This is a genomic window from Sphingomonas sp. EU05-FHT14C10 (genome assembly GCF_058790595.1).
The window spans coordinates 130,248-151,715 of sequence record NZ_JBYTEN010000005.1; the positions used below are offsets into that span (position 1 = coordinate 130,248).

Consider the following 21,468-nt stretch of genomic DNA (forward strand, 5'->3'; position numbering starts at 1 on the left):
CATGACCAAGGCCTCCGATCTCTTCGTCCAGTGCCTGGAAGCCGAAGGCGTCGATCATGTCTTCGGCGTGCCCGGCGAGGAGAATCTCGACCTGCTCGACAGCCTGTCGCGCTCCACGCAGATCCGGCTGATCCTGACGCGGCACGAACAGGGCGCGGGCTTCATGGCGGCGACCTATGGCCGATTGACCGGCAAGGCCGGCGTCTGCCTCGCCACGCTCGGTCCTGGCGCGACCAACCTCGTCACCGCCGCCGCCTATGCCACGCTCGGCGGGATGCCGATCGTCGCGATCACCGGGCAGAAGCCGATCAAGCGATCCAAGCAGGGTCGCTTCCAGATCATCGACGTGGTCGAGATGATGCGCCCGATCACCAAGTTCACCCATCAGCTCGCCAGCGCCGACAATATCCCCAGCCGTGTGCGCGAGGCCTTCCGCGTCGCCGAGGAGGAGAAGCCCGGCGCATCGCATCTCGAATTTCCCGAGGATGTCGCGGACGAGGACGCCCATTCGGCGCCCTTCACGCCCAGCTTCGTCCGCCGCCCGACCGCCGACGAGAAATCGGTGCGCGCTGCGGTCGACCGTATCGAGGCTGCGAAGCGCCCGGTGCTCGTGCTCGGCGGTGGCGCCAACCGCCGGCTTGCGGGCAAGATGCTCGGCGAGTTCATCGACAAGACCGGCATCGCCTTCGTCACCACCCAGCTCGGCAAGGGCGTGGTCGACGAGGGCAGCGATCAGTTCATCGGCTGCGCCGCGCTGTCGGCGGGCGATTTCGTCCACCGCGCGATCGGATCGGCGGACCTCATCATCAATGTCGGCCATGACGTGATCGAAAAGCCGCCCTTCTTCATGACGCAGGGCGGCACCGAGGTGATCCATATCTCGACCAAGACGGCCGAGGTCGATCCCGTTTATTTCCCGCAGATCGAGGTGATCGGCGACATCGCCAACGCCATCTGGCAGATCAAGGAAGCGATCACGCGGCAGGATTGGGGCTGCCCGCTGATGCGCCGTGCCCGCGCCGCGCAGGTCGAGCACAACAATGCGCTGGCCGCCGACGCGCGCTTCCCCGTCACCCCCAGCCGCCTCGTCCGCGACGTGCGCGCGGCAATGCCCAAGGACGGGATCATCGCGCTCGACAATGGCGTGTACAAGATCTGGTTCGCGCGCGACTATCCGGCGCACAAACCCAACACCGTGCTGCTCGACAATGCGCTCGCCTCGATGGGCGCGGGCCTGCCCAGCGCGATGATGGCGGCGATGCTCCACCCGAGGCGCAAGGTGCTGGCGGTATGCGGCGACGGCGGCTTCATGATGAACAGCCAGGAAATGGAGACCGCCGTCCGCCTCGGCCTCAACCTCACCGTGCTGATCCTCAACGACGGCAGCTACGGCATGATCCGCTGGAAGCAGGCCAATATGGGCTTCAAGGATTTCGGGCTGACCTATGGCAATCCCGATTTCGTCAAATATGCCGAAAGCTACGGCGCGCACGGCCACCGCGTCGAAAGCAGCGAGATGCTGCCCGATCTGCTCCACCGCTGCCTCGGCGCAAGCGGCGTCCATCTCATCGACTGCCCCGTCGACTATTCGATGAACGACCGCATATTGAATCGCGAAATCAAGGAGTTGAGCGAGGCTTTATGACGAACCAGCTCAAGGATATCTATCCGCTCTACCTCGCCAACGAGGCGCAGCAGCCCAATGCAGACCTAGAGGTGACCGACAAGTTCACCGGAAAGCTCGCCTTCCGCGTCGCGCAGGCCGACGCAGCGACGATCGATGCCGGCATTGCCGCAGCGGTCGAGGCGGTCGAGCCGATGGCGCGCATGGCGTCCTATGAGCGGCAGGCCGTGCTCCAGCACTGCGTCGCGCGCTTCACCGAACGGTTCGACGAGCTCGCCTATGCGCTGTGCGTCGAGGCGGGCAAGCCGATCAAGGACAGCGAGGGCGAGGTCGGCCGCCTGATCGACACCTTCCGCATCGCCGCCGAGGAATCGGTGCGCCTCTACGGCGAGGTCCAGCCGCTCGACATTTCCCCACGCGCCAAGGGCTATCAGGGCATATGGAAGCGCGTGCCGATCGGCCCCTGCTCCTTCATCGCGCCCTTCAACTTCCCGCTCAACCTTGCGGCGCACAAGGTCGCGCCGGCCATCGCGGTCGGCTGCCCCTTCGTGATGAAGCCCGCCAGCCGCACGCCGCTGGGCGCAATCATCATGGGCGAGGTTCTGGCCGAGACCGATCTGCCCAAGGGCGCCTTCTCGATCCTGCCCGCACACCGCGACGGCGCAGACCTGTTCACCATCGACGAGCGCTTCAAGCTGCTCAGCTTCACCGGCTCGCCCGCGGTCGGCTGGGATCTGAAGGCGCGCGCGGGCAAGAAGAAGGTCATCCTCGAACTGGGCGGCAACGCGGCGGTGGTGATCGATCACGACGCCAATCTCGACGATGCCGTCCAGCGCACCATCTTCGGCGCCTTCTACCAGTCGGGCCAGAGCTGCATCGGCGTCCAGCGCATCGTCGTCCATGCCGACGTCTATGACGATTTTCGCGATCGCCTCGTCGCCGCCACGAAAAAGCTGGTCGCCGGCGACCCCAAGGATCGCAACACCTTCGTCGGCCCGATGATCGACGAGAAGGAAGCGGCGCGCTGCGATCGCTGGATACTGGAAGCGATCGCGGCTGGCGCTACCTTGCTGTGCGGCGGCAACCGCGCAGGCACGCTGCTCGAAGCGACGCTGCTCGAAAATGTCCCGCGCGACAGCAATCTCAACCGCGAGGAAGCCTTCGGCCCCGTCGCCTTCTTCGAGAAGTTCACGACGTGGGACGAAGCGCTGGCCATCGTCAACGACAGCAAGTTCGGCCTGCAGGCCGGCATCTTCACCCGCGATTTCTTCAAGATCATGGATGCGTGGGACAGGCTCGACGTCGGCGGCGTCGTCGTCAACGACGTGCCCAGCTACCGTGTCGACAACATGCCCTATGGCGGCGTGAAGGAATCGGGCCTCGGCCGCGAAGGCATACGCTTTGCCATGGAGGACATGACCGAAATTCGGAACCTCGTGATCCGACGGGGCTAGGAATCGCCTCGACGCGAGAGCGGGCCGGCGTCGCACACGCGCGAAAGCCGCATTCCCGAACGGGAAACCCCGGCTCTTCAGGTCGGCTTTCGCGCACCCAATCACGCCTTCGTTGCAATTTGCGCCCGTTTCCATCAATGCGGCGCGACGAAAGGAACGAAATATGGCGGCGAAGTGGACGCCCGACAGCTGGACTCGCCATGAGGCGCGCCAGCTCCCGACCTACCCTGATGCGGCGCGTCTCGACGCGGCGACGACCGAGCTTGGCTCGTTTCCCCCGCTGGTCTTTGCGGGCGAGGCGCGTGCGCTGACGAGCGAGCTGGCCGAGGTTGCGCAGGGCAAGGCTTTCCTGCTCCAGGGCGGCGACTGCGCCGAGAGCTTCGCCGAGTTCCATCCGAACAATATCCGCGACACGTTCCGCGTCATCCTCCAGATGGCGGTGGTGCTGACCTATGCGTCGAAGCTGCCGACGGTGAAGGTCGGCCGCATGGCGGGGCAGTTCGCCAAGCCGCGCTCGGCCGATACCGAGGAACAGAACGGCGTCGTCCTGCCCTCCTATCGCGGCGACAATGTCAACGACATCGCCTTCACCCCCGAAGGCCGCCTGCCCGATCCGCAGCGAATGATCCGCGCCTACAGCCAGTCGGCGGCGACGCTCAATCTGCTGCGCGCCTTCGCGCAGGGCGGCTATGCCAATCTGCTGCAGGTCCATCGCTGGACCCATGATTTCATGGGCCGCAGCCCCTGGGCCAAGAAATATGCCGAGACGGCGGACCGGATCAGCGAAGCGCTCGACTTCATGGCGGCGTGCGGGATCAATCCGGAAACGGTGCCTCAGCTCAAGGCCACCAGCTTCTACACCAGCCACGAAGCGCTGCTGCTCCCCTATGAGCAGGCAATGACGCGGCAGGATTCGCTGACCGGCGACTGGTACGATACCTCGGCCCACTTCCTGTGGATCGGCGACCGCACCCGGTTCGAGGGCAGCGCGCACGTCGAATACCTGCGCGGCATCGGCAATCCGATCGGCATGAAGTGCGGGCCGAGCCTCGAGCCCGATGCGTTGCTGCGCATGCTCGACACGCTCAACCCCGGCCGCCAGCCGGGCCGCATGACGCTGATCACGCGCTACGGCTACGACAAGATCGAATCGGGCCTCCCCCGCCTCGTCCGCGCGGTGAAGCGCGAGGGGCATCCGGTGGTCTGGTCATGCGATCCGATGCACGGTAACGTCATCAAGGCGGCGAACGGCTACAAGACGCGGCCCTTCGACCGCATCCTCGCCGAGGTGCGCGGCTTCTTCGCCGTCCACCGCGCCGAAGGAACGTTCGCGGGCGGCATCCATGCCGAGATGACGGGCCAGAACGTCACCGAATGCACCGGCGGCGCGGTCGACGTGACCGAGCAGAGCCTGGCCGATCGCTACCACACGCACTGCGATCCGCGCCTCAACGCCGGCCAGTCGCTCGAACTCGCTTTCCTGCTGGCCGAAATGCTCAATCAGGAAATCAAGGAGCGTCGTCAGGCGGCCGCCTGAGCGCTCATTGAACCGGCCCTGATGCGGCGCAACGCGGCCGGATCGACAATCTCGATCCGGCCGTAGCCGCGCCTGACCAGCCCCCGCCGCTCGAAATCGCGCAGCGTCGCGTTGACCGTCTGCCGCGACAACCCCACCCCTGCCGCGATCTGCTCCTGCGAGACGAGCACGGCGCCGTCGCTCTCGCGCATCAGCCGCCCCGCCAGCATCGCCGCGATCCGCGCGCGCGGCGGCAGCGAGACGAGCGTATCGATATAGGCCAGCGCCTGCCGCTGATGTCGGCAGGACAGCACGCCGATCGCGCGCCAGATCGCGGGATGGCCCGCCGCGATGCGCTCGACCGCCGGCTGGTCGAGCGAGAAGAGGCTGACTTCGCCCGCCGCGATCGCATCCTGCGGCCGTTCGCGCCCGTCGATCGTCGACAGCTCGCCGAACCAGTCGCCCGCGCGCGCCACCAGCGCGACCATCTGCGCGCCCGCTTCCGAATAGCTGAGCAGCCGCACCTCGCCCGCGATCACCAGATGCAGCCCGTTGGGATCGTCGCCCAGATGATAGACGGCGGCGCCCGCCGCGTGCCGGCGCACGCGCCCCGCCGCCTTCATCGCTTCGGCGATCGCGCGATCGAGCGACGCGAACCAGGGGTCGCGGTCGAGGACGGCATGGGGATCGGCGTCGGCCATGGCGGAACCATCCGCCTCCACACCTCAATTGTAAAGATGCTTACAATCTTGCGCCGCGCCTCATGTTATCGTGCCTGAAAAGGAGAGAGACGATGGCGACGGCGATCAAGGACAATCAGACCCAATATTCGGCCGAGGAATGGCAGGCGCGCGTCGATCTCGCCGCCGCATACCGGCTGGTCGCGCTTTACGGCTGGGACGATCTGATCTTCACTCACCTCTCGGCGCGCGTGCCGGGGCCGGAGCATCATTTCCTCATCAACCCCTATAATATGATGTTCGAGGAGATCACCGCATCGTCGCTGGTCAAGATCGATATCGACGGCAATCCGGTGGGCGAGGCGACGGCGCCGGTGAACCCGGCGGGCTTCACCATCCACTCGGCGATCCACATGGCGCGCGACGACGCCCATGCCGTGATGCATCTTCACACGCCGCACGGCCAGGCGGTGTCGGCAATGGAATTCGGCCTGCTGCCGCACACCCAGACCGCGATGATCGCGCAGCACGATGTCGCCTATCATGACTATGAAGGCATCGCGACTGACCTCGACGAGCGCGAGCGCCTCGTCGAGGATCTCGGCACCAAGAACGCGATGATCCTGCGCAACCACGGCACACTCGCGGTCGGCGAAACGGTCGGCTCCTGCTTCGTCCGCCTCTATTTCCTCGAGCGCGCGTGCGAAGCGCAGGTGATGATGCTCTCGGCGGGCCGCGAGAATCTCAACAATCCGCCGCAGGGCGTGGAAGACAAGGTCGCCGGGCAGGCCAATCCCAAGGGCCTCGGCATGCTCGCGCAGGCGCTCGCCTGGCCCGCCCTGCTTCGCAAGCTCGACCGGATCGACCCGAGCTTCAGAAACTAGGTCCGGCGCCCGCCGGGCCCGGGCGATCATGGCGTTGCCCCGGACTCGTTCCGGGGCGACGCTTCCTGCGATCAACCTGTCCTACAGCCCCGCGGCGATGCTATGCCGATGGCCGGGCGGCCCGCCCGGTTCTTTGACATCGCCCGAGATTCGAAGTTGAGAAAAGCGCTCCAGCCTCTCAACTTTGTCAACTTCCAGAGACCGGAATCGCGATTTTCCGCCATTCCCTACAGCAACCATCGTCACGCTGACTACATCGTCATTGCGAGCGCAGCGAAGCAATCCAGACGATGCCCGGCGCGAAACTGGATTGCTTCGGCCTGCGGCCTCGCAATGACGATATGGGGCGGCAAGCCGAACGCCCCTCCGCCTCAATCCCCCAGCGGCAGGCTGAAATGAAAGCGCGCGCCTTGCCCCGGCGCGCTGTCGACCACGATGTCGCCGCCCATCGCACAGGCAAGGCGGCGCGCGATATAGAGCCCCAGCCCGCTGCCGCTGCCTTCCTCGGGCGCGACGCGGACGAACTTCTCGAAAATGCGTTCATGGTCGGCAGGATCGATGCCACGCCCCTGATCGGCGACGATCGCCACCGCACGGCCGCCTTCCTGCTCGCACCGCACCCAGATCATCGCGTCGGCGGGCGAATGGCGCACTGCATTGCCGATCAGATTGACCATGATCTGGAGCGCGCGGCGATAATCGCCCACCGCCCACAAGGTCTCGTCGCGCGGCGGCGCATCGATGCGGATACCGCGCCCCGCCGCGCGGACGTTGAGCAGCCCCGATGCGTTGCGCGCCAGCTCGGCGAGATCGACGGGCTCGCTGATCGGGCGGAAATCGGGGCGCTCGATCGCCTGCAGGTCGACCAGATCGTCGACCAGCGCGAGCAGATGACGCCCGGCGCTCGCGATGTCGTGCGCATATTCGGCATAGTCGCGGCGCAGCGGTCCGCTGGCGCGCGAACTCAGTCCTTCGGCGCTCGCGACGATCCGGCCCAGCGGGGTGCGCAGCGCAGCGTCGAGCCGCTCGCCGAACGCATCGTCCACCGGCGTCGCCGCCGGGGGCGCGGGCGGATCGAGATCGAGCAGCGCGCTGCCGCGATAACCCGCAAACTGCCCGTTGCCGTCGATCAGCGGTACGGCCGCCAGGCGAATCTGCGCACCGGTGGGGCGCAGCAGCGCGGGCTGCCCGCTGAACGGCCGGTGCGCCGCGAGCGCCGCCAGCAGCGGCATGGCCCCGTCGCTTTCCTCGCGCACGCTGAACAGCCGCGTCAAAGGCTGGCCGATCAACGCCGCCACCTCGACGCCGGCATCCTCCGGCTGGAGCAGGATCAGGTTGAGCGCGGCATCGGTCTCCCACAGCCAGTCGGCGCGCGAGCGCATATAGTCATGCTGGCGCTCGACGGGCGAGGCCGGCGCCGGCTGCGCGGCAGGTCGAGGGCTCCATCCGGCGATCGCGAGCGCAACGCCCTCCGCATCGGGCTTGGCGCGCACCCACAGGTCGAGATCGCGGTCGCCATCGGGGACGACCACCGCGCGCGACACGAGGATGCCCAGCCGCCGCGCCAGCCGCACCAGCGCCGCGACCGATGCGATCGCGATCGGCGCGCCATTGGCGCCCCCGGCCTTGGCGTTGAGCGCAGCGAAAGCCGCATCGGCCTCGATCAGCCGCCCGTCGGCGTCGACGCGCGCATGCACCAGATCGGCCCCGGTCATGCCGCGCTCCGTTCCGCAAGCGCGGCCAGCGCCTGCCGATAGCCCTCGTCGAGCCTCCACGCCTCGACCGCCTCGCGCGCTGCAGCGGGTTCGAGCACGGAGAAATCGTCGACGCAGTCGATGAGGCGGGGCTCGCCGACCCCGTTGATCGCCGCATGCTGGACGAGAATGGCCAGCGCCACGTCGCGCCCCACGCCCGACGCCTTCAACAGCAAAGCCAGCCGGTCGGGCGCGGCATCGCGCAACGCCGCCAGCGCATGATCGTAGGGAATCCCACCAAGCGGCGCGAGCAAGGCCGCCACCAGTTCGACTCGCCCGCGCGTCCAGGCGTCGAGCAGCCGGCGATCGTCGATCCCACCCCCCTCGGCAAAGGCACGCGCAAGGCGGATGGCAACGGCATCGATCGTCTCGCCTTCGTCATGCGCGTCGGCGATCGCGCGCCCGATGTCGGAAATCAGGCGATCGGCCAGCGCCGCCGGCATATCGTGCAGGCGGACGAGATAGTCGCGCAGCGCTGCCGCGATTCGCCAGACGAGACGATGGAAAAGCTCCGCAGGTACGTCGCGCTGATCGATCGCGGGCTCATAGGCCGCATCGGTGCGCCGCGCCTCGGCAAGCATGAGCGCACGGTCAGCCGCAAGCAGGTCCGCAGCCTGCCCGGTGCCGGCGACGGGATCATTGCCCATCTCGGCGACGGGACGCAGGCCGGCGACCATCCGGCACGTGGCGGCGCGCCCGGCAAGAAAGGCGATCAGTTCTGCGTCGCGCAACAACCCGGCACGATCGAGAATCGGCAATGCGATCGGCACGCGCGGGCTGGCAAGCGCCGCCGCCGCCGCCGGCCACTGCTCCTCGATTCGCGGGCCCAGCGCCGCGCGCAGGTCGGCCTCGATCCCGCCGACAAGCTGGTCGAACAGCCGCGACATCCCGGCGCGCGCGGCGTCGGAAGGGCGGCCGCCCGCGGGTAGGAAGAAGTCGACGGCAAGGTTGGCGTCGCGATCGGCGGCACTCAGCGCCGCCCGCGCCGCAGCCGCAAGCAGCCGCCCGGCTCCGGGCGCGGCTTCCGCTCCCCCGTCTCTGATCGCAACAGACATGACGCCCCCTTAGCCGCCCTGTCGTGAAAAGGCCGTTAAGGCCGTTCGTTACCCTTGCGGGCGGTAAGGCGCTGGGTCATCAGCAGCGTGGCGAAAAGATAGAGCGCCGCAACCCCCAGCCCGACGGTCCAGAAGCCGAGCAGCGCGAAGGGCAATTGCAACCAGATCAGCTCGTCGAGCGAGGCAAGCCACAGCGGCGGACGCGCGGGGCGTCCGACGAAACGGTGATGATCGCGGATCGCGATCCACAGCGCGATTGCGGTCGCGGCGAGCAGCAGCGCCCCCCAGCCCGCCCCGTCGCGAAACAGCCGCCAGCCCAGCGTCAGCCAGGCCCCGCCCGTCGCGGCGATGCGCCAGTTTTCCGGGGCATTGTGACGCCACGCCAATGTCGCCAGCCAACGCCCGACCGCCTCGACCGGCCCGGCGAGCAGGAGCAGGACCAGCCCCGGCCAGGCCCAGCCCGCCGCGAAAATCATCGCCGCCAGCACGGTCAGCCCGATCGCCGCCCAGTCGAACCAGATCGGCGCCAGCATCGCGCGCATCGCTCGCGGCGCCGCAAGCCGCGCCAGCGGCGCGAAGATGAAGCGATCGACCAGCCCGCGCGGCTGCTCGGCCGCTTCGCGCCCCAACGCATCCTGGATCGGTTCGGACAGCGCGCGCGAATCGAGGATGACGAGCGTCCCGCCCGGCGCCTCGACGAAACGCGCGCCGGCCTGCACGGCGCGGCGCAGCAAGGTCGATTGCAGGTCCCAGTCGCCCAGCATCGCCGCCGTCGACCGCATGAGTTCGCCGTCGAGCAGCAGCAGCCCACCCCAGCGCGTCTGCGCGTCGATCAGCTCCCAGTCCGCCGTCTCGGGCCGATCGGGCAGCGTCAGGATCGCCGATCCTTCATGCGTCAGCAGATGATCGAGCGTCGCCGCCCCCGTCACCAGCCCGTCGGCGACGAGCAGCAGGCGCTCCTCCGGGTGGATACGGTCGGCGGCATCAGCAACGCTGCGTGCGATGTCGACGCCCAGCCCATCGCGCTTCAGCCGGTCGATCGCGGCCAGCAGCGGCGCGGGCAGCCTTTCGACAAGAATGATGATGTGCGCCGCACCGGCGGCGGCAAGCAGGCGGGCCTGATGCTCGATCAGCGTCTGGCCCGCGATCGGCAGTTCGGCGCGCAAGGCCGTTTCGCCTTCCGCCTCCGCGCATGCGACGATCAGTCCAGCCAGCACTTCAGAAACACTCCCGCCCCAATGGAGCGGCAGCGTTAAGCACTTAGCGTGTCAGTTGCAAAGAGCGCGTCTCAGCGCCCGAAACGGGCCAACGCGCGCTCGACAAGGCGAAGCGCCGCCTGCGTGCCGGCGGGTTCCTCGGCGGCGGCATCGGCCGCGTCCATTAGCGTGGTCGCGCCGAAGCTCGCGGCAAGCCCCTTCAGACGATAGGCCGCTTCCTGCCATTCGGTCGCCGTCGCAGCGCCGCGCAGCGAATCGAGATGCTGGCGTGCGCTTTCGAGAAAAGCACGGCGAAGCTCAAGGATCAGCGCCGGATCGTCGCCGACGGCGGCGGCAAGCGCGGTTTCGAGGGCTCCGGGATCATAGGCCATGAAGCGTGTCTTAAGGGCGACAGGGTTAACAATGTCTTGTCACCCCCCGTTCTCATGCTGTCAAAAACTGGTAAGATCGTCGTCATGACCGGGGGATCGAAGATCGTCGGGCTCTGGGGCGATGCCCCTCCGCCCCAGGCAAGTTTTCAGGCCGAACGCGCGGACAGCGATTTCGCGGACACTGGCCTTGTGGATTATGAGGAGCCGGAAGCGCCCGAGCCCGAGCGCCCGGTCGCCGCGATTTTATGTGCGCTGCTTGCGGTCAGCTGGGTCTGCTTCGCGATCTGGGCGACGCTGACCGGCTTCGACTATGCGCGCCCCGCCGCGCCGCAGATCGGGCTGGCGATCGCCGTCGCCAGCGCACCCTTGGCGCTGATCGGCGTCATCTATCTGCTCGCGATGCGCAACAGCCGGCGCGAAGCGCAGCGCTTCGCCGCCACCGCTGCCGCGATGCGCAACGAGGCCGCCGCCCTCGAGGCGCGCGTCGCAAACCTCAACGCCCGCCTCGCCGAAGGCCGCGCCGCGCTCGCCGGACAGGCCGAGGATCTGCTGACGACCGGCGAACGCTCAACCGAACGCCTTGCCGCGATCAACGGCGCGATGCGCGACGAGGCCGCCGCAATTGACCGCCACGCCGAAACGCTGACCAAGTCTGCGGAAGCCGCGCGCGCCGACATGGCCGCCTTGCTCGCCAACCTGCCCAAGGCGCAGGTTCAGGCACGCCAGACGGCCGCCGCGCTGCAGGAAGCCGGCGCCGGCGCTGTCGAGCAGGCCGACGCCCTCGCCGCGCAGCTTGCCGCGCTTGGCGAGCAGGGGCGCGAAGCACAATCGATCGCCGATGGCGCCGCACGCCGGCTGGCCGAGCATCTGGGGTTGATCGAGACGACGCATGCGACGGCGGGCCAGAAGCTCGAGGACGGCGCGGCGCGCATGAATACGCTCGTCGATTCCGCACTCGCCCGCACCTCCGACGCGCTTGAAGAGACGCGGCGCGGGATCGAGGTCCAGACGGAAGCCATGCGCGCCTCGGTCGAGCAGACGCGCGCGCTGATCGCCAGCGCCAATGCCGAGGATGCCCAGTCGCTCGCGCAGCGGATCACGCAGGTCACGGCCGAGGTCGATGCGATCGGCAAGGCACTGACCGCGCATGACCATAGCGGCCATGCTATGATCTCCTGGCTTACCAACGGGCTCGGCGACATCGAAGCGCGGCTCGCCGCGCTCGACAGCGACAGCGCCCAGCGCACCGAGCGGCTGGGCGAGGCGATCGCCGCGCTTTCGGGCCATGCCGACCGGCTTTCGGGCGCGCTGTCCACCGGCGCGACCTCGGCCGAATCGCTCATCGGGCGCGCCGAGACGCTGCTCACTGCGCTCGACGCCAGCGCGCGCGAGATCGACGAGACGCTGCCCGGCGCGCTTGCCCGGCTCGACGCGCTCACTGGCTCGAGTCGCGATCGCATTGCCGGCATTGCCCCCGGCATTGCCCAGCTCGAAGCCGCAGCCGGCGAGACAATCGACCGGCTGGCGCAGGCCGAAAAGCTGCTCGACCAGCAACGCCAGGCCATTGCGCTCCTGACCGAAGCTGCCACTGGCCAGCTCGCCGCCGGCCGCGAAGGCGCGCAGTCGCTCGCCTCGCTCCTCGCCGATGCCGATGCGCAGGCGCGCAGCTTCAGCGATCATTCGGGTCCGCAGCTCATCGCGGTGATGGGCCGCGTCCGCGAAAGCGCCGAGCAGGCGGCCGAGCAGGCACGCGAGGCGATGACGCGGATCATCCCCGATTCGACGCGCGCGCTGTCCGAAGCCAGCGCCGAAGCGCTTGAGTCCGCCGTCACCAACCGGCTCGAGGCGCAGATCGCAGCGATCACCGGCGCAGCGAAGCAGGCCGTCGAATCCGCCAGCAACGCCTCGCAGCGCCTGACCGAGCAGATGCAGATCATGTCGGCGACCAGCGCCGAGATCGATAGCCATTTCGAAGTCGCGCGCACCGCCGCTGACGAAGCCACGCGCGAAACCTTCGCGCGCCGCGTCTCGCTGCTCATCGAATCGCTCAACTCGACCGCGATCGACGTGACCAAGCTGCTGTCGAACGAAGTCACCGACAGCGCGTGGGCCGCCTATCTGAAGGGCGATCGCGGCGTCTTCACGCGCCGCGCGGTCCGCCTGCTCGACGCGGCCGAGGCGCGCGAACTGCTCCGTCATTATGAGGAAGAGCCGGATTTCCGCGAGCAGGTGAACCGCTACGTCCATGATTTCGAGGCGATGCTGCGCACCGTCCTCAATTCGCGCGAGGGTTCGCCGCTCGGCGTGACGATCCTCTCGTCGGACATGGGCAAGCTTTACGTCGCACTCGCGCAGGCGATCGAGCGGCTGCGGACCTGAGGTGCCGGCCCGGTCCGCTCAGGCGGATCGGCCGTTCAGCCTTTCCACTTGAACGGGTTGATGTCCTCGACCCCGATCCAGCCATAGACATAATTGGCGTAGAAGAGGCCGAAGGCGATCGCGGCGAGGAGGGTCGTCGCGGCCAGCATCCGGCCCCATTTGAAATCGTGCGGCGCGCTGTCCGCCTGCCCCGGCACGCGCTCGGCGCCCGCCTCGTCATAGGTGCGGACGCCGAAGGGCATCACTACGAAGGCCGCGAGCGTCCAGAACAGCGCATAGATGGCGAAGATCGAATAGGCGTTCACTTCACTCTCAGCAGCAGCACATCGACGATCGGCTTCTTGCCCGTCCATTCGGCCGCCTTGCGTCGGACGGCAAGGCGGATCGCCTCACGCAGCCGGGCTTCGTCGCGCTCGCCCGATCCGGCCGCCTCGCCTGCGGCATCGCGTGCCTCGTCGAGGAAATCCTCGCGGTCTTCCTCCACCGGCACGCCCTGAATGCGCACCTCGGGTTCGGCCGCGAGCCGCCCCTTCGCGTCGAGCGCAACCGCGACCGAGATCTGGCCATAGGCCGAGATGCGCCGCCGCTCGTTGATCGTCGTACCGTCGGCCGGCAGGATCACGTCGCCATCGAGGACGAGACGACCGACGCGCTCGCGCCCGATCACCTTGGGCTCGCCGGGCGCGAGGCGGATCATCATGCCGTTTTCCTGCACCACCGCCTCGGGCACACCCTGCGACAGCGCGAAGCGTGCCTGTTCGACCATGTGGCGCATCTCGCCATGCACGGGCAGCACGATGTGCGGCCGGATCCACCTGTACATCAGCGCCAGTTCGGGTCGCCCCGGATGGCCGGAGACGTGGACGTGCGCCTGACGATCGGTGATCATCTGGATGCCGGCGCTCGCCAGCGCATTCTGGATGCGCCCGATGGCGATCTCGTTGCCCGGTATCTGCTTCGACGAGAAGACGACGAGGTCGCCGGTCGAAAGCTTGATCTGGTGCTGGCCCATCGCGATCCGCGACAGCGCGGCGCGCGCCTCGCCCTGCCCGCCCGTCGCGACGATCATCACCTCATGCGGCGGCAGGCGCATCGCCTCGTCGAAATCGACGGGCGCCGGAAAATCCTTCAGATAGCCGACGCTCTTGGCGACGCGCAGGATGCGGTCGAGCGAGCGCCCCGCGACGCAGATGCGCCGCCCGGTGTCACGCGCGACTTCGCCCAGCGTCTGCAGCCGCGCCGCGTTCGACGCGAAGGTGGTGACGAGCACGCGCCCCTTGGCACCCGCGATCACCCCGTCCAGCCCCTCGCGGACCGCGGCTTCGGATCCCGAAGCCTCTTCGTTGAACACGTTGGTCGAATCGCCGACCAGCGCGAGCACGCCTTCGTCGCCGATCGCTTCCAGCTCGGCGGCGGTCGAGGGGGTGCCGAGCAGCGGCTCCTCGTCCAGCTTCCAGTCGCCGGTGTGGAAGATGCGACCATAGGGCGTGTCGATCAGCACCGCATTGCCCTCGGGGATCGAGTGCGCCAGCGGCACGTAGCGGAAGCCGAAGGGGCCGAGCGCGAAGCTGCCTTCATTCTCGATGACGTTGAGCGTCACCTTGTCGGCAATCCCCTCTTCCTCCAGCTTGCCGCGGATCAGCCCCGCGGTGAAGGGCGTTGCATAGAGCGGCACGCCGAGGTCGGCGGCGAGATAGGGCAGCGCGCCGATATGGTCTTCATGGCCGTGGGTCAGCACGATGCCGAGCAGATCGTCGGCGCGCTCCTCGATGAAGGCCAGATCGGGCAGGATCAGCTCGACGCCCGGATAGCCGGGGTCGGCGAAGGTGAGGCCGCAGTCGACCATCACCCATTTGCCTTCGCAGCCATAGAGATTGACGTTCATGCCAATCTCGCCCGAGCCGCCAAGGGCAAGAAAAATCAGTTCTTTACCGGGTTTCATCCCAAACTTTCATATTGCGGCGCGCTAGTCAGGACGCGCGGATTCAAGCCTTCATATGGGCGCGGGCGTAAAGCATCGCCAGCCCCCTGATCGTCAGGTCGGGGTCGACCGCGTCGAACAGATCGGTGTGATCGTCGAACAGCACGGCGAGACCGCCGGTGGCGACGACCTTCGCGGGGCGGCCGATCTCGGCCTTGATCCGCTGGGTCATGCCTTCCATCATCGCCACATAGCCCCAGTAGATACCGATCAGCATCTGATCCTCGGTGGTGCGGCCGATCACCGAATTGTCGGCCGGCGCCTCGATCGCGATGCGCGGCAGCTTCGCGGCGGCGGCAACCAGCGCGTCGAGCGACAGGTTGAGCCCCGGCGCGATCACCCCGCCCTTGTAGGCCCCGTCATAATCCACCACGTCGAAGGTCGTCGCGGTGCCGAAATCGATGACGATCAGGTCGCCCTTGTGCTGGGCATGGGCGGAGATCGCATTGAGCACGCGGTCCGCACCCACCGTGTCGGGCTCGACCACGTCGAGCTTGATCCCCCAGCCGAGCGCGCCGCGCCCCGCCACCTCGGCCTCGACGCCGAAATATTTGCTCGCCAGCACCTCGAGATTGTGGAGCGCGCGCGGCACCACCGTGCCTATCACCACCGCCTTCACCACGTCGCGCGACAGGCCTTCGAGCAGCAGCAGCTGGTGCAGCCACACCGCATATTCGTCGGCCGTGCGGCGCGGGTCGGTCGCGATGCGCCAGCGCGCCTTGATCGCATCGCCGTCGAAAAGCGCGAAGACGACGTTGGTATTCCCTGCGTCGATCACGAGCAGCATCGGCGGTCCCCTCAAACCATGAAAACGTCGCCGGCGTGGACCGTCTCGATCTCACCGCCAGCCAGACGGAGCCTCAGCGCGCCGTCGGCGTCAAGCCCGTCGAACAATCCTTCGCGTTCGCATCCGCCGGGCAGGCGCACGGTAAGCGCAGTGCCGCGCGGATGCGCGCGATCCTGCCAGCGTGCCAGCACGGCGCCCAGCCCGCGCCGCCAGATCGCCAGCCAGCGCTCGACGGCCTCGGCCAGATCGGCAAGGAACAGCCCCGGATCGGGCGCGCCGAAACCGGCACCCGCCAGGCTGCTGGTCTTGCGATCGGCAAGCGTCGGGTGCGTCGCCAGATTGACACCGATGCCGATGACCACGGCCTCGCCGCTGCGCTCCAGCAATATGCCCGACAGCTTGGCGCCATCGAGCATCAGGTCGTTGGGCCATTTGAGCACGAGCGAAGCGGGATCGGCATAGGCCGAGACCACCTCGTCCAGCGCCACCGCTGCCACGAAGGCCAGCGTCGCGGCGGACGGATCGCCGGGCCGCAGGCGCACCAGCGTGCTGGCGTAAAGATTGCCCGGCGGCGACGCCCAGTCGCGTCCCAGCCGCCCCCGGCCCGCCGTCTGGCGCTCGGCGCGAAGCCACATGCCCTCGCCGGCCCCATCGGCGGCGAGGGCAATCATGTCCTGGTTGGTCGAAGCGGTCTCGGCGACCGTCCGGATGCTGATCAGAAGAGCGCCTTCGCGGCAAGCTGCGACACGCCACCGAGCGTCGGGATCAGGAAGTAGCCGAGCGGCGACACGATGAGCGCGCAGATGGCGAGCAGCGCATATTCGATCTTGCTTTCCGACGCCGCATAGGGCGCCGCCGCATCGTCGAAATACATCGTCTTCACGACCTTCAGATAATAGAAGGCGCCGATCACCGATGCCGCGATACCGATCGCCGCCAGCGGCCAGTAACCGGCCGCCACCGCCGCGTCGAACACCACGAACTTGGCATAGAAGCCGAGCAGCGGCGGAATGCCCGCAAGCGAGAACATGAAGATCGCGAGCGCAAGCGCCAGCCCCGGCCGCGACTGCGACAGGCCCGACAGGCTGGCGATCGTCTCGATCGGGCGTCCCTCGGCGTCGCGCATCTGGAGCACGACGAGGAAGCTGCCCAGCGTCATCGCGACGTAGATCGCCATATAGGTCATCGTCGCAGCCGCACCCTCGGGGGTGCCGGCGGCGAGGCCGACCAGCGCGAAGCCGACATTGTTGATCGACGAATAGGCGAGCAGGCGCTTGATGTTCGCCTGCCCGATCGCGCCGAACGCGCCGAGCAGGATCGAGGCGAGCGCGACGAAGACGATGATCTGGCGCCATGCGTCGGTCGCCGGCCCGAGCGCCTCGAGCGAGACGCGGACGAACAGCGCCATCGCCGCCACCTTGGGCGCGGTCGCGAAGAAACCGGTCACCGGCGTCGGCGAACCTTCGTACACGTCGGGCGCCCACATGTGGAACGGCACCGCCGAGATCTTGAAGGCCAGGCCCGCGAGCACGAAGACGAGACCGAAGATCACGCCACCGCTGATCCCCCCCGCCGCAGACTGCGCGGCGATCGACGCCGCGATGCCGTCGAACGAGGTCGTCGCGGTGAAGCCGTAGAGCAGCGAGATGCCGTAGAGCAGGATGCCGCTCGCCAGCGAACCGAGCACGAAATATTTGAGCCCCGCCTCGGCCGAACGCGCGTCGCGCCGCATGAAGCTGGCCAGCACGTAGGAGGCAAGGCTGAGCAGCTCGAGCCCGACATAAAGCGTCAGCGTGTCGATCGCCGACACCATCATCCCCATGCCAACGCCCGAGAGCAGGATGAGGATCGGATATTCGGCGCGCAATTGGCCGCTGCGCCCACCCAGCACGTCACGCGCGAAGAAATCGGGCGACATGATGATGGAGACGGCAGCGGCGATATAGATGAGCAGCTTGGCGAAGGCCGCGAAGGCATCCGCGCGGTACAGACCGCCAAAGGCATCGCCGCCATTGCCGGCGGGGCCGAGCAGCGCGGCTGCGGCACCGGCGAAAAGCAGGACGGCAAGCCAGTTGATCACGCGCGTGGCGCGATCCCCGGCATAGGCGGCGACCATCAGCAGCGCCAGCGAACCGATCGACAGGATCAGTTCGGGCAGGGTGAGGCTAAGCGAGGTGACGTAGTTCATCAGTGCGCCCCCTCATGCGCCTGTACAGTGGGCTGGGTAGCGGATTTGGCGAGCTGCGCATCGCCTTCGGGCCGCGCGCGCTCGACGCGGGCGACAAGCGTCCCGATATCGCCACGCATCGGCTTCAGGAAGCTCTCGGGATAGACACCCATCCACAGCACGGCGGCAGCGAGCGGCACGAGCAGCGCGATTTCGCGCGCCGACAGATCGGGCATCGCCTTCACGTCGTCGTTGACCAGCGCGCCGAAAACGACGCGGCGGTAAAGGTAGAGCATGTAGGCCGCGCCCAGAATGATGCCCGTGGTGCAGACGATCGCCGCGACACTGCTCACCTGATAGGTGCCCATCAGCGACAGAAGCTCGCCCACGAACCCGCTCGTCCCCGGCAAGCCGATCGAGGCCATGGTGAAGAGCATGAAGAACAGCGCATAGCGCGGCATGTTCTCCGCCAGCCCGCCGTAGCGCGCAATCTCGCGGGTGTGCAGGCGATCATAGATGATGCCGACACACAGGAAGAGCGCGCCGGAGACCACGCCGTGGCTCAGCATCACGATCATCGCGCCTTCGAGGCCCTGGCGGTTGAAGGCGAACAGGCCGATCGTCACGATCGCCATGTGCGCGACCGACGAATAGGCGATCAGCTTCTTCATGTCGGCCTGTACCAGCGCGACGAGCGAGGTGTAGACCACCGCGACCATCGACAGCCCGAGGATGACCCAGACGAGCAGTTGCGAGGCTTCGGGGAACATCGGAACCGAGAAGCGAATGAAGCCGTAGCCGCCGAGCTTCAGCAGCACGCCAGCCAGGATCACTGAGCCCGCAGTCGGCGCCTCGACGTGCGCGTCGGGAAGCCAGGTGTGGACCGGCCACATTGGCGTCTTGACCGCGAAGGACGCGAAGAAGGCCAGCCACAGCCAGGTCTGCGCCCCGACCGGGAAGTCATAGTTGAGCAGCACCGGGATCGACGTCGTCCCCGCCTCGCGCGCCATCCACAGCATCGCGATCAGCATCAGCACCGATCCGAGCAGCGTGTAGAGGAAGAACTTGTAGCTCGCGTAGATGCGCCGTGCGCCGCCCCAGATGCCGATGATCAGATACATCGGGATCAGGCCGGCTTCGAAGAAGATGTAGAAGAGGAACAGGTCCTGCGCCGCGAAAGTGCCGATCATCAGCACTTCGACGATCAAGAACAGCGCCATATATTCGGGCACGCGCTTCTTCACCGACTCCCACGATGCGCCGATGCAGATCGGCATCAGGAAGACCGAGAGCATGATCAGCATCAGTGCGATGCCATCGATGCCCAGCGCCCAGGCGAAGCGACCGAACAGGTCGTGATTTTCGACGAACTGCCACTGCGGCGCGCCGGCGCTGATGTCGAAGTTCGACCAGAGCAGGATGCCCAGCACCAGGTCGACCAGCGTCGCCGCCAGCGCGATCCAGCGCGCATTCTGCGCGGAGGAGAAAAGACATGCCAGGGCGCCGAGCGTCGGCACCAGCAGCATGACGGTCAGGATTGGAAAGCCGCTCATGCCCATTATCCAACGATCGCCCAGGTTGCCACGCCGGCAAGGCCGAGCAGCATGACCAGCGCATAGGTGTAGATGTATCCGCTCTGCAGGCGCACGCTCAGCCGGCTAGCGAAGGCGACGGCTGCCGAAGCGCCGTCAGGCCCGAAGCGGTCGATCGTGCCCTGGTCGCCACGCTGCCACAGGAAGCGGCCGATGGCGAAGGCGGGTTTGACGAAGATCGCGTTGTACAACTCGTCGAAATACCACTTGTTGAGCAGGAAGCGGTACAGCGCGTGGAACTGCGCGGCGAACTTGGCCGGAAAATCGGGTGCGCGAATATAGGCGCCCCAGGCGATCACGAAGCCGATCAGCATCGCCGCCGTCGCCGACAGTTTCGCCCATTCGGGGATCTCATGCATGTGGTGCATCAGATGCTCGTTGAACGCGAGGCTGCCCTTCCAGAACTCGCCGCCATGTTCGGGATCGATGAAGTGCCCGGCGAAGGCAAAGCCGGCGAAGATCGCGCCGACACTCAGCAGGATGAGCGGCACCAGCATGTTGAGCGGGCTTTCATGCGGGTGATAGCCCGCCGTGCCGTCGTCATGATCGCCATGGCCATGGCCATGGTCGTGCGCGTGATGCGCATGATCGTCATGCCCATGCGCGTCGTGCGCGGCATGCTGAATATGCTCGCTGCCCGACCAGCGCGGCTTGCCGAAGAAGGTCAGGAAAACGAGACGCCACGAATAGAAGCTGGTGAGCAGCGCCGCGAACACGCCGATCGCGAAAGCCACGCCGCCCGCCTGCGTGTTGCTGGCGAAGGCCGCCTCGATGATCGCGTCCTTCGAATAGAAGCCCGCGAAGCCGAACACGCCGGCAATGCCGACGCCGGTAATGGCCAGCGTGCCCGCCGTCATCGCCGCGAAAGTCCAGGGAATCTTCCGCCACAGGCCGCCATAATAGCGCATGTCCTGCTCATGGTGCATGGCGTGGATCACCGAACCGGCACCGAGGAACAGCAGCGCCTTGAAGAAGGCGTGGGTGAAGAGGTGGAACATCGCCGCGCCGTAGGCGCCGACGCCCGCCGCGAAGAACATGTAGCCCAGCTGCGAACAGGTCGAATAGGCGATGACGCGCTTGATGTCGGTCTGCACCGTGCCGACGGTCGCGGCGAACAGCGCCGTCGCGGCGCCGACATAGGTGACGACGGTCAGCGCGGTGTGGCTCACCTCGAACATCGGCGACAGGCGGCAGACCATGAACACGCCGGCGGTGACCATCGTCGCGGCGTGGATCAGCGCCGACACCGGGGTCGGGCCTTCCATCGCGTCGGGAAGCCAGGTGTGGAGGCCAAGCTGCGCTGACTTGCCGCACGCGCCGACGAACAGCAGCAGGCAGATCACCGTCATCACCTCGAACCGGCCGCCGAGGAAGCCGATCGTGGTGCCGGCCATGCCCGGCGCGGCATCGAGGATCGCGGGGATCGAGATGGTGCCGAAGACCAGGAAGGTCGCGAAGATGCCCATCATGAAGCCGAGGTCGCCGACGCGGTTGACCACGAAGGCCTTGATGGCGGCGGCGTTGGCCGAGGGCTTGGTGTACCAGAAGCCGATCAGCAGGTAGGATGCGAGGCCCACCCCTTCCCAGCCGAAGAACATCTGCACCAGATTGTCGGCGGTCACGAGCATCAGCATCGCGAAGGTGAACAGCGACAGATAGGCGAAGAAGCGGGGCTGCGACGGATCCTCCGCCATATAGCCCCAGCTATAGAGGTGGACGAGCGCCGAGACGCTGGTGATCACCACCAGCATCACCGCCGTCAGCGTATCGACGCGCAGCGCCCAGGCGACGCTGAGGTCGCCCGAGTGGATGAAGTCGAGCACCGGGGTGACGCCGGCGACTGCCGAGCCCTTGAGGAAGCCGATGAAGATCGGCCAGCTGAGCGCGCACGAGACGAACAGCGCGCCCGTCGTGATCGACTTGGCGATGGTGTTGCCGAGCATCCGGTTGCCCAGGCCCGCGACGATCGCAGCGAGCAGCGGCAGGAAGACGATGAGCTGGATCACG

17 protein-coding genes are annotated in these 21,468 nt (G+C 67.3%); 5 read left to right on the forward strand and 12 right to left on the reverse strand.

The window, feature by feature from the left end; translation table 11 throughout:
- Position 1: 1 nt before the first annotated feature.
- From AC3WT0_RS07685 to AC3WT0_RS07695, 3 genes are all read left to right on the forward strand, one after another.
- Positions 2–1,645 (forward strand): acetolactate synthase large subunit, encoded by a 1,644-nt coding sequence (locus AC3WT0_RS07685; protein WP_492752791.1) that lies wholly within the window; start codon positions 2–4, stop codon positions 1,643–1,645.
- Positions 1,642–3,078, forward strand: coding sequence for an aldehyde dehydrogenase family protein (locus AC3WT0_RS07690; protein WP_492752793.1), 1,437 nt, complete (start codon positions 1,642–1,644; stop codon positions 3,076–3,078). Before AC3WT0_RS07685 ends, AC3WT0_RS07690 begins: the two co-directional genes overlap by 4 nt.
- A gap of 163 nt (positions 3,079–3,241) precedes the next feature.
- Positions 3,242–4,615 (forward strand): class II 3-deoxy-7-phosphoheptulonate synthase, encoded by a 1,374-nt coding sequence (locus AC3WT0_RS07695; RefSeq protein WP_492752794.1) that lies wholly within the window; start codon positions 3,242–3,244, stop codon positions 4,613–4,615.
- Here the strand turns inward: AC3WT0_RS07695 and AC3WT0_RS07700 are convergent.
- On the reverse strand, positions 4,600–5,295 hold the full coding sequence (locus AC3WT0_RS07700; RefSeq protein WP_492752796.1) for a Crp/Fnr family transcriptional regulator: 696 nt from the start codon (positions 5,293–5,295) through the stop codon (positions 4,600–4,602). The two genes, AC3WT0_RS07695 and AC3WT0_RS07700, sit on opposite strands and share 16 nt — an antisense overlap.
- 92 nt (positions 5,296–5,387) lie before the next feature.
- Between AC3WT0_RS07700 and AC3WT0_RS07705 the strand changes: the two genes are divergently transcribed.
- Entirely contained in the window at positions 5,388–6,158 is a 771-nt protein-coding gene (locus tag AC3WT0_RS07705) for a class II aldolase/adducin family protein (protein WP_492752798.1), read from the forward strand.
- Between the two features lie 371 nt (positions 6,159–6,529).
- Here the strand turns inward: AC3WT0_RS07705 and AC3WT0_RS07710 are convergent, their stop codons facing one another.
- The 4 genes from AC3WT0_RS07710 to AC3WT0_RS07725 all read right to left on the reverse strand — a co-directional run bounded on the left by AC3WT0_RS07710 (position 6,530) and on the right by AC3WT0_RS07725 (position 10,555).
- Entirely contained in the window at positions 6,530–7,873 is a 1,344-nt protein-coding gene (locus tag AC3WT0_RS07710; RefSeq protein ID WP_492752799.1) for a sensor histidine kinase, read from the reverse strand.
- Positions 7,870–8,967, reverse strand: a complete 1,098-nt coding sequence (locus AC3WT0_RS07715; protein WP_492752800.1) for a DUF2336 domain-containing protein — start codon at positions 8,965–8,967, stop codon at positions 7,870–7,872. The genes AC3WT0_RS07710 and AC3WT0_RS07715 overlap by 4 nt, the downstream gene beginning before the upstream one ends.
- 35 nt (positions 8,968–9,002) lie before the next feature.
- On the reverse strand, positions 9,003–10,184 hold the full coding sequence (locus AC3WT0_RS07720) for a hypothetical protein (protein ID WP_492752802.1): 1,182 nt from the start codon (positions 10,182–10,184) through the stop codon (positions 9,003–9,005).
- A gap of 71 nt (positions 10,185–10,255) precedes the next feature.
- Complete coding sequence (locus AC3WT0_RS07725; RefSeq protein ID WP_492752805.1) at positions 10,256–10,555, reverse strand: Hpt domain-containing protein; 300 nt, start codon at positions 10,553–10,555, stop codon at positions 10,256–10,258.
- A gap of 84 nt (positions 10,556–10,639) precedes the next feature.
- Between AC3WT0_RS07725 and AC3WT0_RS07730 the strand changes: the two genes are divergently transcribed.
- Complete coding sequence (locus AC3WT0_RS07730) at positions 10,640–12,934, forward strand: coiled-coil domain-containing protein (protein WP_492752808.1); 2,295 nt, start codon at positions 10,640–10,642, stop codon at positions 12,932–12,934.
- Between the two features lie 35 nt (positions 12,935–12,969).
- Here AC3WT0_RS07730 and AC3WT0_RS07735 read toward each other — a convergent pair whose 3' ends face one another.
- The 7 genes from AC3WT0_RS07735 to nuoL are packed head-to-tail and all read right to left on the reverse strand — an operon-like array spanning position 12,970 to position 21,467.
- On the reverse strand, positions 12,970–13,239 hold the full coding sequence (locus AC3WT0_RS07735; protein WP_492752810.1) for a DUF1467 family protein: 270 nt from the start codon (positions 13,237–13,239) through the stop codon (positions 12,970–12,972).
- On the reverse strand, positions 13,236–14,876 hold the full coding sequence (locus tag AC3WT0_RS07740) for a ribonuclease J (protein ID WP_492752811.1): 1,641 nt from the start codon (positions 14,874–14,876) through the stop codon (positions 13,236–13,238). Before AC3WT0_RS07740 ends, AC3WT0_RS07735 begins: the two co-directional genes overlap by 4 nt.
- A gap of 43 nt (positions 14,877–14,919) precedes the next feature.
- Positions 14,920–15,702, reverse strand: coding sequence for a type III pantothenate kinase (locus AC3WT0_RS07745; protein WP_492752815.1), 783 nt, complete (start codon positions 15,700–15,702; stop codon positions 14,920–14,922).
- A gap of 11 nt (positions 15,703–15,713) precedes the next feature.
- Positions 15,714–16,418 carry a biotin--[acetyl-CoA-carboxylase] ligase gene (locus AC3WT0_RS07750; protein WP_492752926.1) on the reverse strand — a complete coding sequence of 235 codons (705 nt, stop codon included), beginning with the start codon at positions 16,416–16,418 and terminating at the stop codon, positions 15,714–15,716.
- Positions 16,418–17,890 carry an NADH-quinone oxidoreductase subunit NuoN gene (gene nuoN, locus AC3WT0_RS07755; protein ID WP_492752818.1) on the reverse strand — a complete coding sequence of 491 codons (1,473 nt, stop codon included), beginning with the start codon at positions 17,888–17,890 and terminating at the stop codon, positions 16,418–16,420. The genes AC3WT0_RS07750 and nuoN overlap by 1 nt, the downstream gene beginning before the upstream one ends.
- On the reverse strand, positions 17,890–19,422 hold the full coding sequence (locus tag AC3WT0_RS07760) for an NADH-quinone oxidoreductase subunit M (RefSeq protein ID WP_492752821.1): 1,533 nt from the start codon (positions 19,420–19,422) through the stop codon (positions 17,890–17,892). The genes nuoN and AC3WT0_RS07760 overlap by 1 nt, the downstream gene beginning before the upstream one ends.
- Before the next feature lie 5 nt (positions 19,423–19,427).
- Complete coding sequence (gene nuoL / locus AC3WT0_RS07765; RefSeq protein WP_492752823.1) at positions 19,428–21,467, reverse strand: NADH-quinone oxidoreductase subunit L; 2,040 nt, start codon at positions 21,465–21,467, stop codon at positions 19,428–19,430.
- Between the last annotated feature and the right edge of the window lies 1 nt (position 21,468).

What these genes read in the sequence shown, in the direction of transcription:
- AC3WT0_RS07685 (WP_492752791.1), top strand. Translation starts at nt 2, where the DNA reads ATGACCAAGGCCTCCGATCTCTTCGTCCAGTGCCTGGAAGCCGAAGGC.
- AC3WT0_RS07745 (WP_492752815.1), bottom strand. Translation starts at nt 15,702, where the DNA reads ATGCTGCTCGTGATCGACGCAGGGAATACCAACGTCGTCTTCGCGCTT.
- AC3WT0_RS07710 (WP_492752799.1), bottom strand. Translation starts at nt 7,873, where the DNA reads ATGACCGGGGCCGATCTGGTGCATGCGCGCGTCGACGCCGACGGGCGG.
- AC3WT0_RS07725 (WP_492752805.1), bottom strand. Translation starts at nt 10,555, where the DNA reads ATGGCCTATGATCCCGGAGCCCTCGAAACCGCGCTTGCCGCCGCCGTC.
- AC3WT0_RS07740 (WP_492752811.1), bottom strand. Translation starts at nt 14,876, where the DNA reads ATGAAACCCGGTAAAGAACTGATTTTTCTTGCCCTTGGCGGCTCGGGC.
- AC3WT0_RS07700 (WP_492752796.1), bottom strand. Translation starts at nt 5,295, where the DNA reads ATGGCCGACGCCGATCCCCATGCCGTCCTCGACCGCGACCCCTGGTTC.
- AC3WT0_RS07690 (WP_492752793.1), top strand. Translation starts at nt 1,642, where the DNA reads ATGACGAACCAGCTCAAGGATATCTATCCGCTCTACCTCGCCAACGAG.
- AC3WT0_RS07730 (WP_492752808.1), top strand. Translation starts at nt 10,640, where the DNA reads ATGACCGGGGGATCGAAGATCGTCGGGCTCTGGGGCGATGCCCCTCCG.
- nuoN (WP_492752818.1), bottom strand. Translation starts at nt 17,890, where the DNA reads ATGAACTACGTCACCTCGCTTAGCCTCACCCTGCCCGAACTGATCCTG.
- AC3WT0_RS07760 (WP_492752821.1), bottom strand. Translation starts at nt 19,422, where the DNA reads ATGAGCGGCTTTCCAATCCTGACCGTCATGCTGCTGGTGCCGACGCTC.
- AC3WT0_RS07695 (WP_492752794.1), top strand. Translation starts at nt 3,242, where the DNA reads ATGGCGGCGAAGTGGACGCCCGACAGCTGGACTCGCCATGAGGCGCGC.
- AC3WT0_RS07715 (WP_492752800.1), bottom strand. Translation starts at nt 8,967, where the DNA reads ATGTCTGTTGCGATCAGAGACGGGGGAGCGGAAGCCGCGCCCGGAGCC.
- AC3WT0_RS07705 (WP_492752798.1), top strand. Translation starts at nt 5,388, where the DNA reads ATGGCGACGGCGATCAAGGACAATCAGACCCAATATTCGGCCGAGGAA.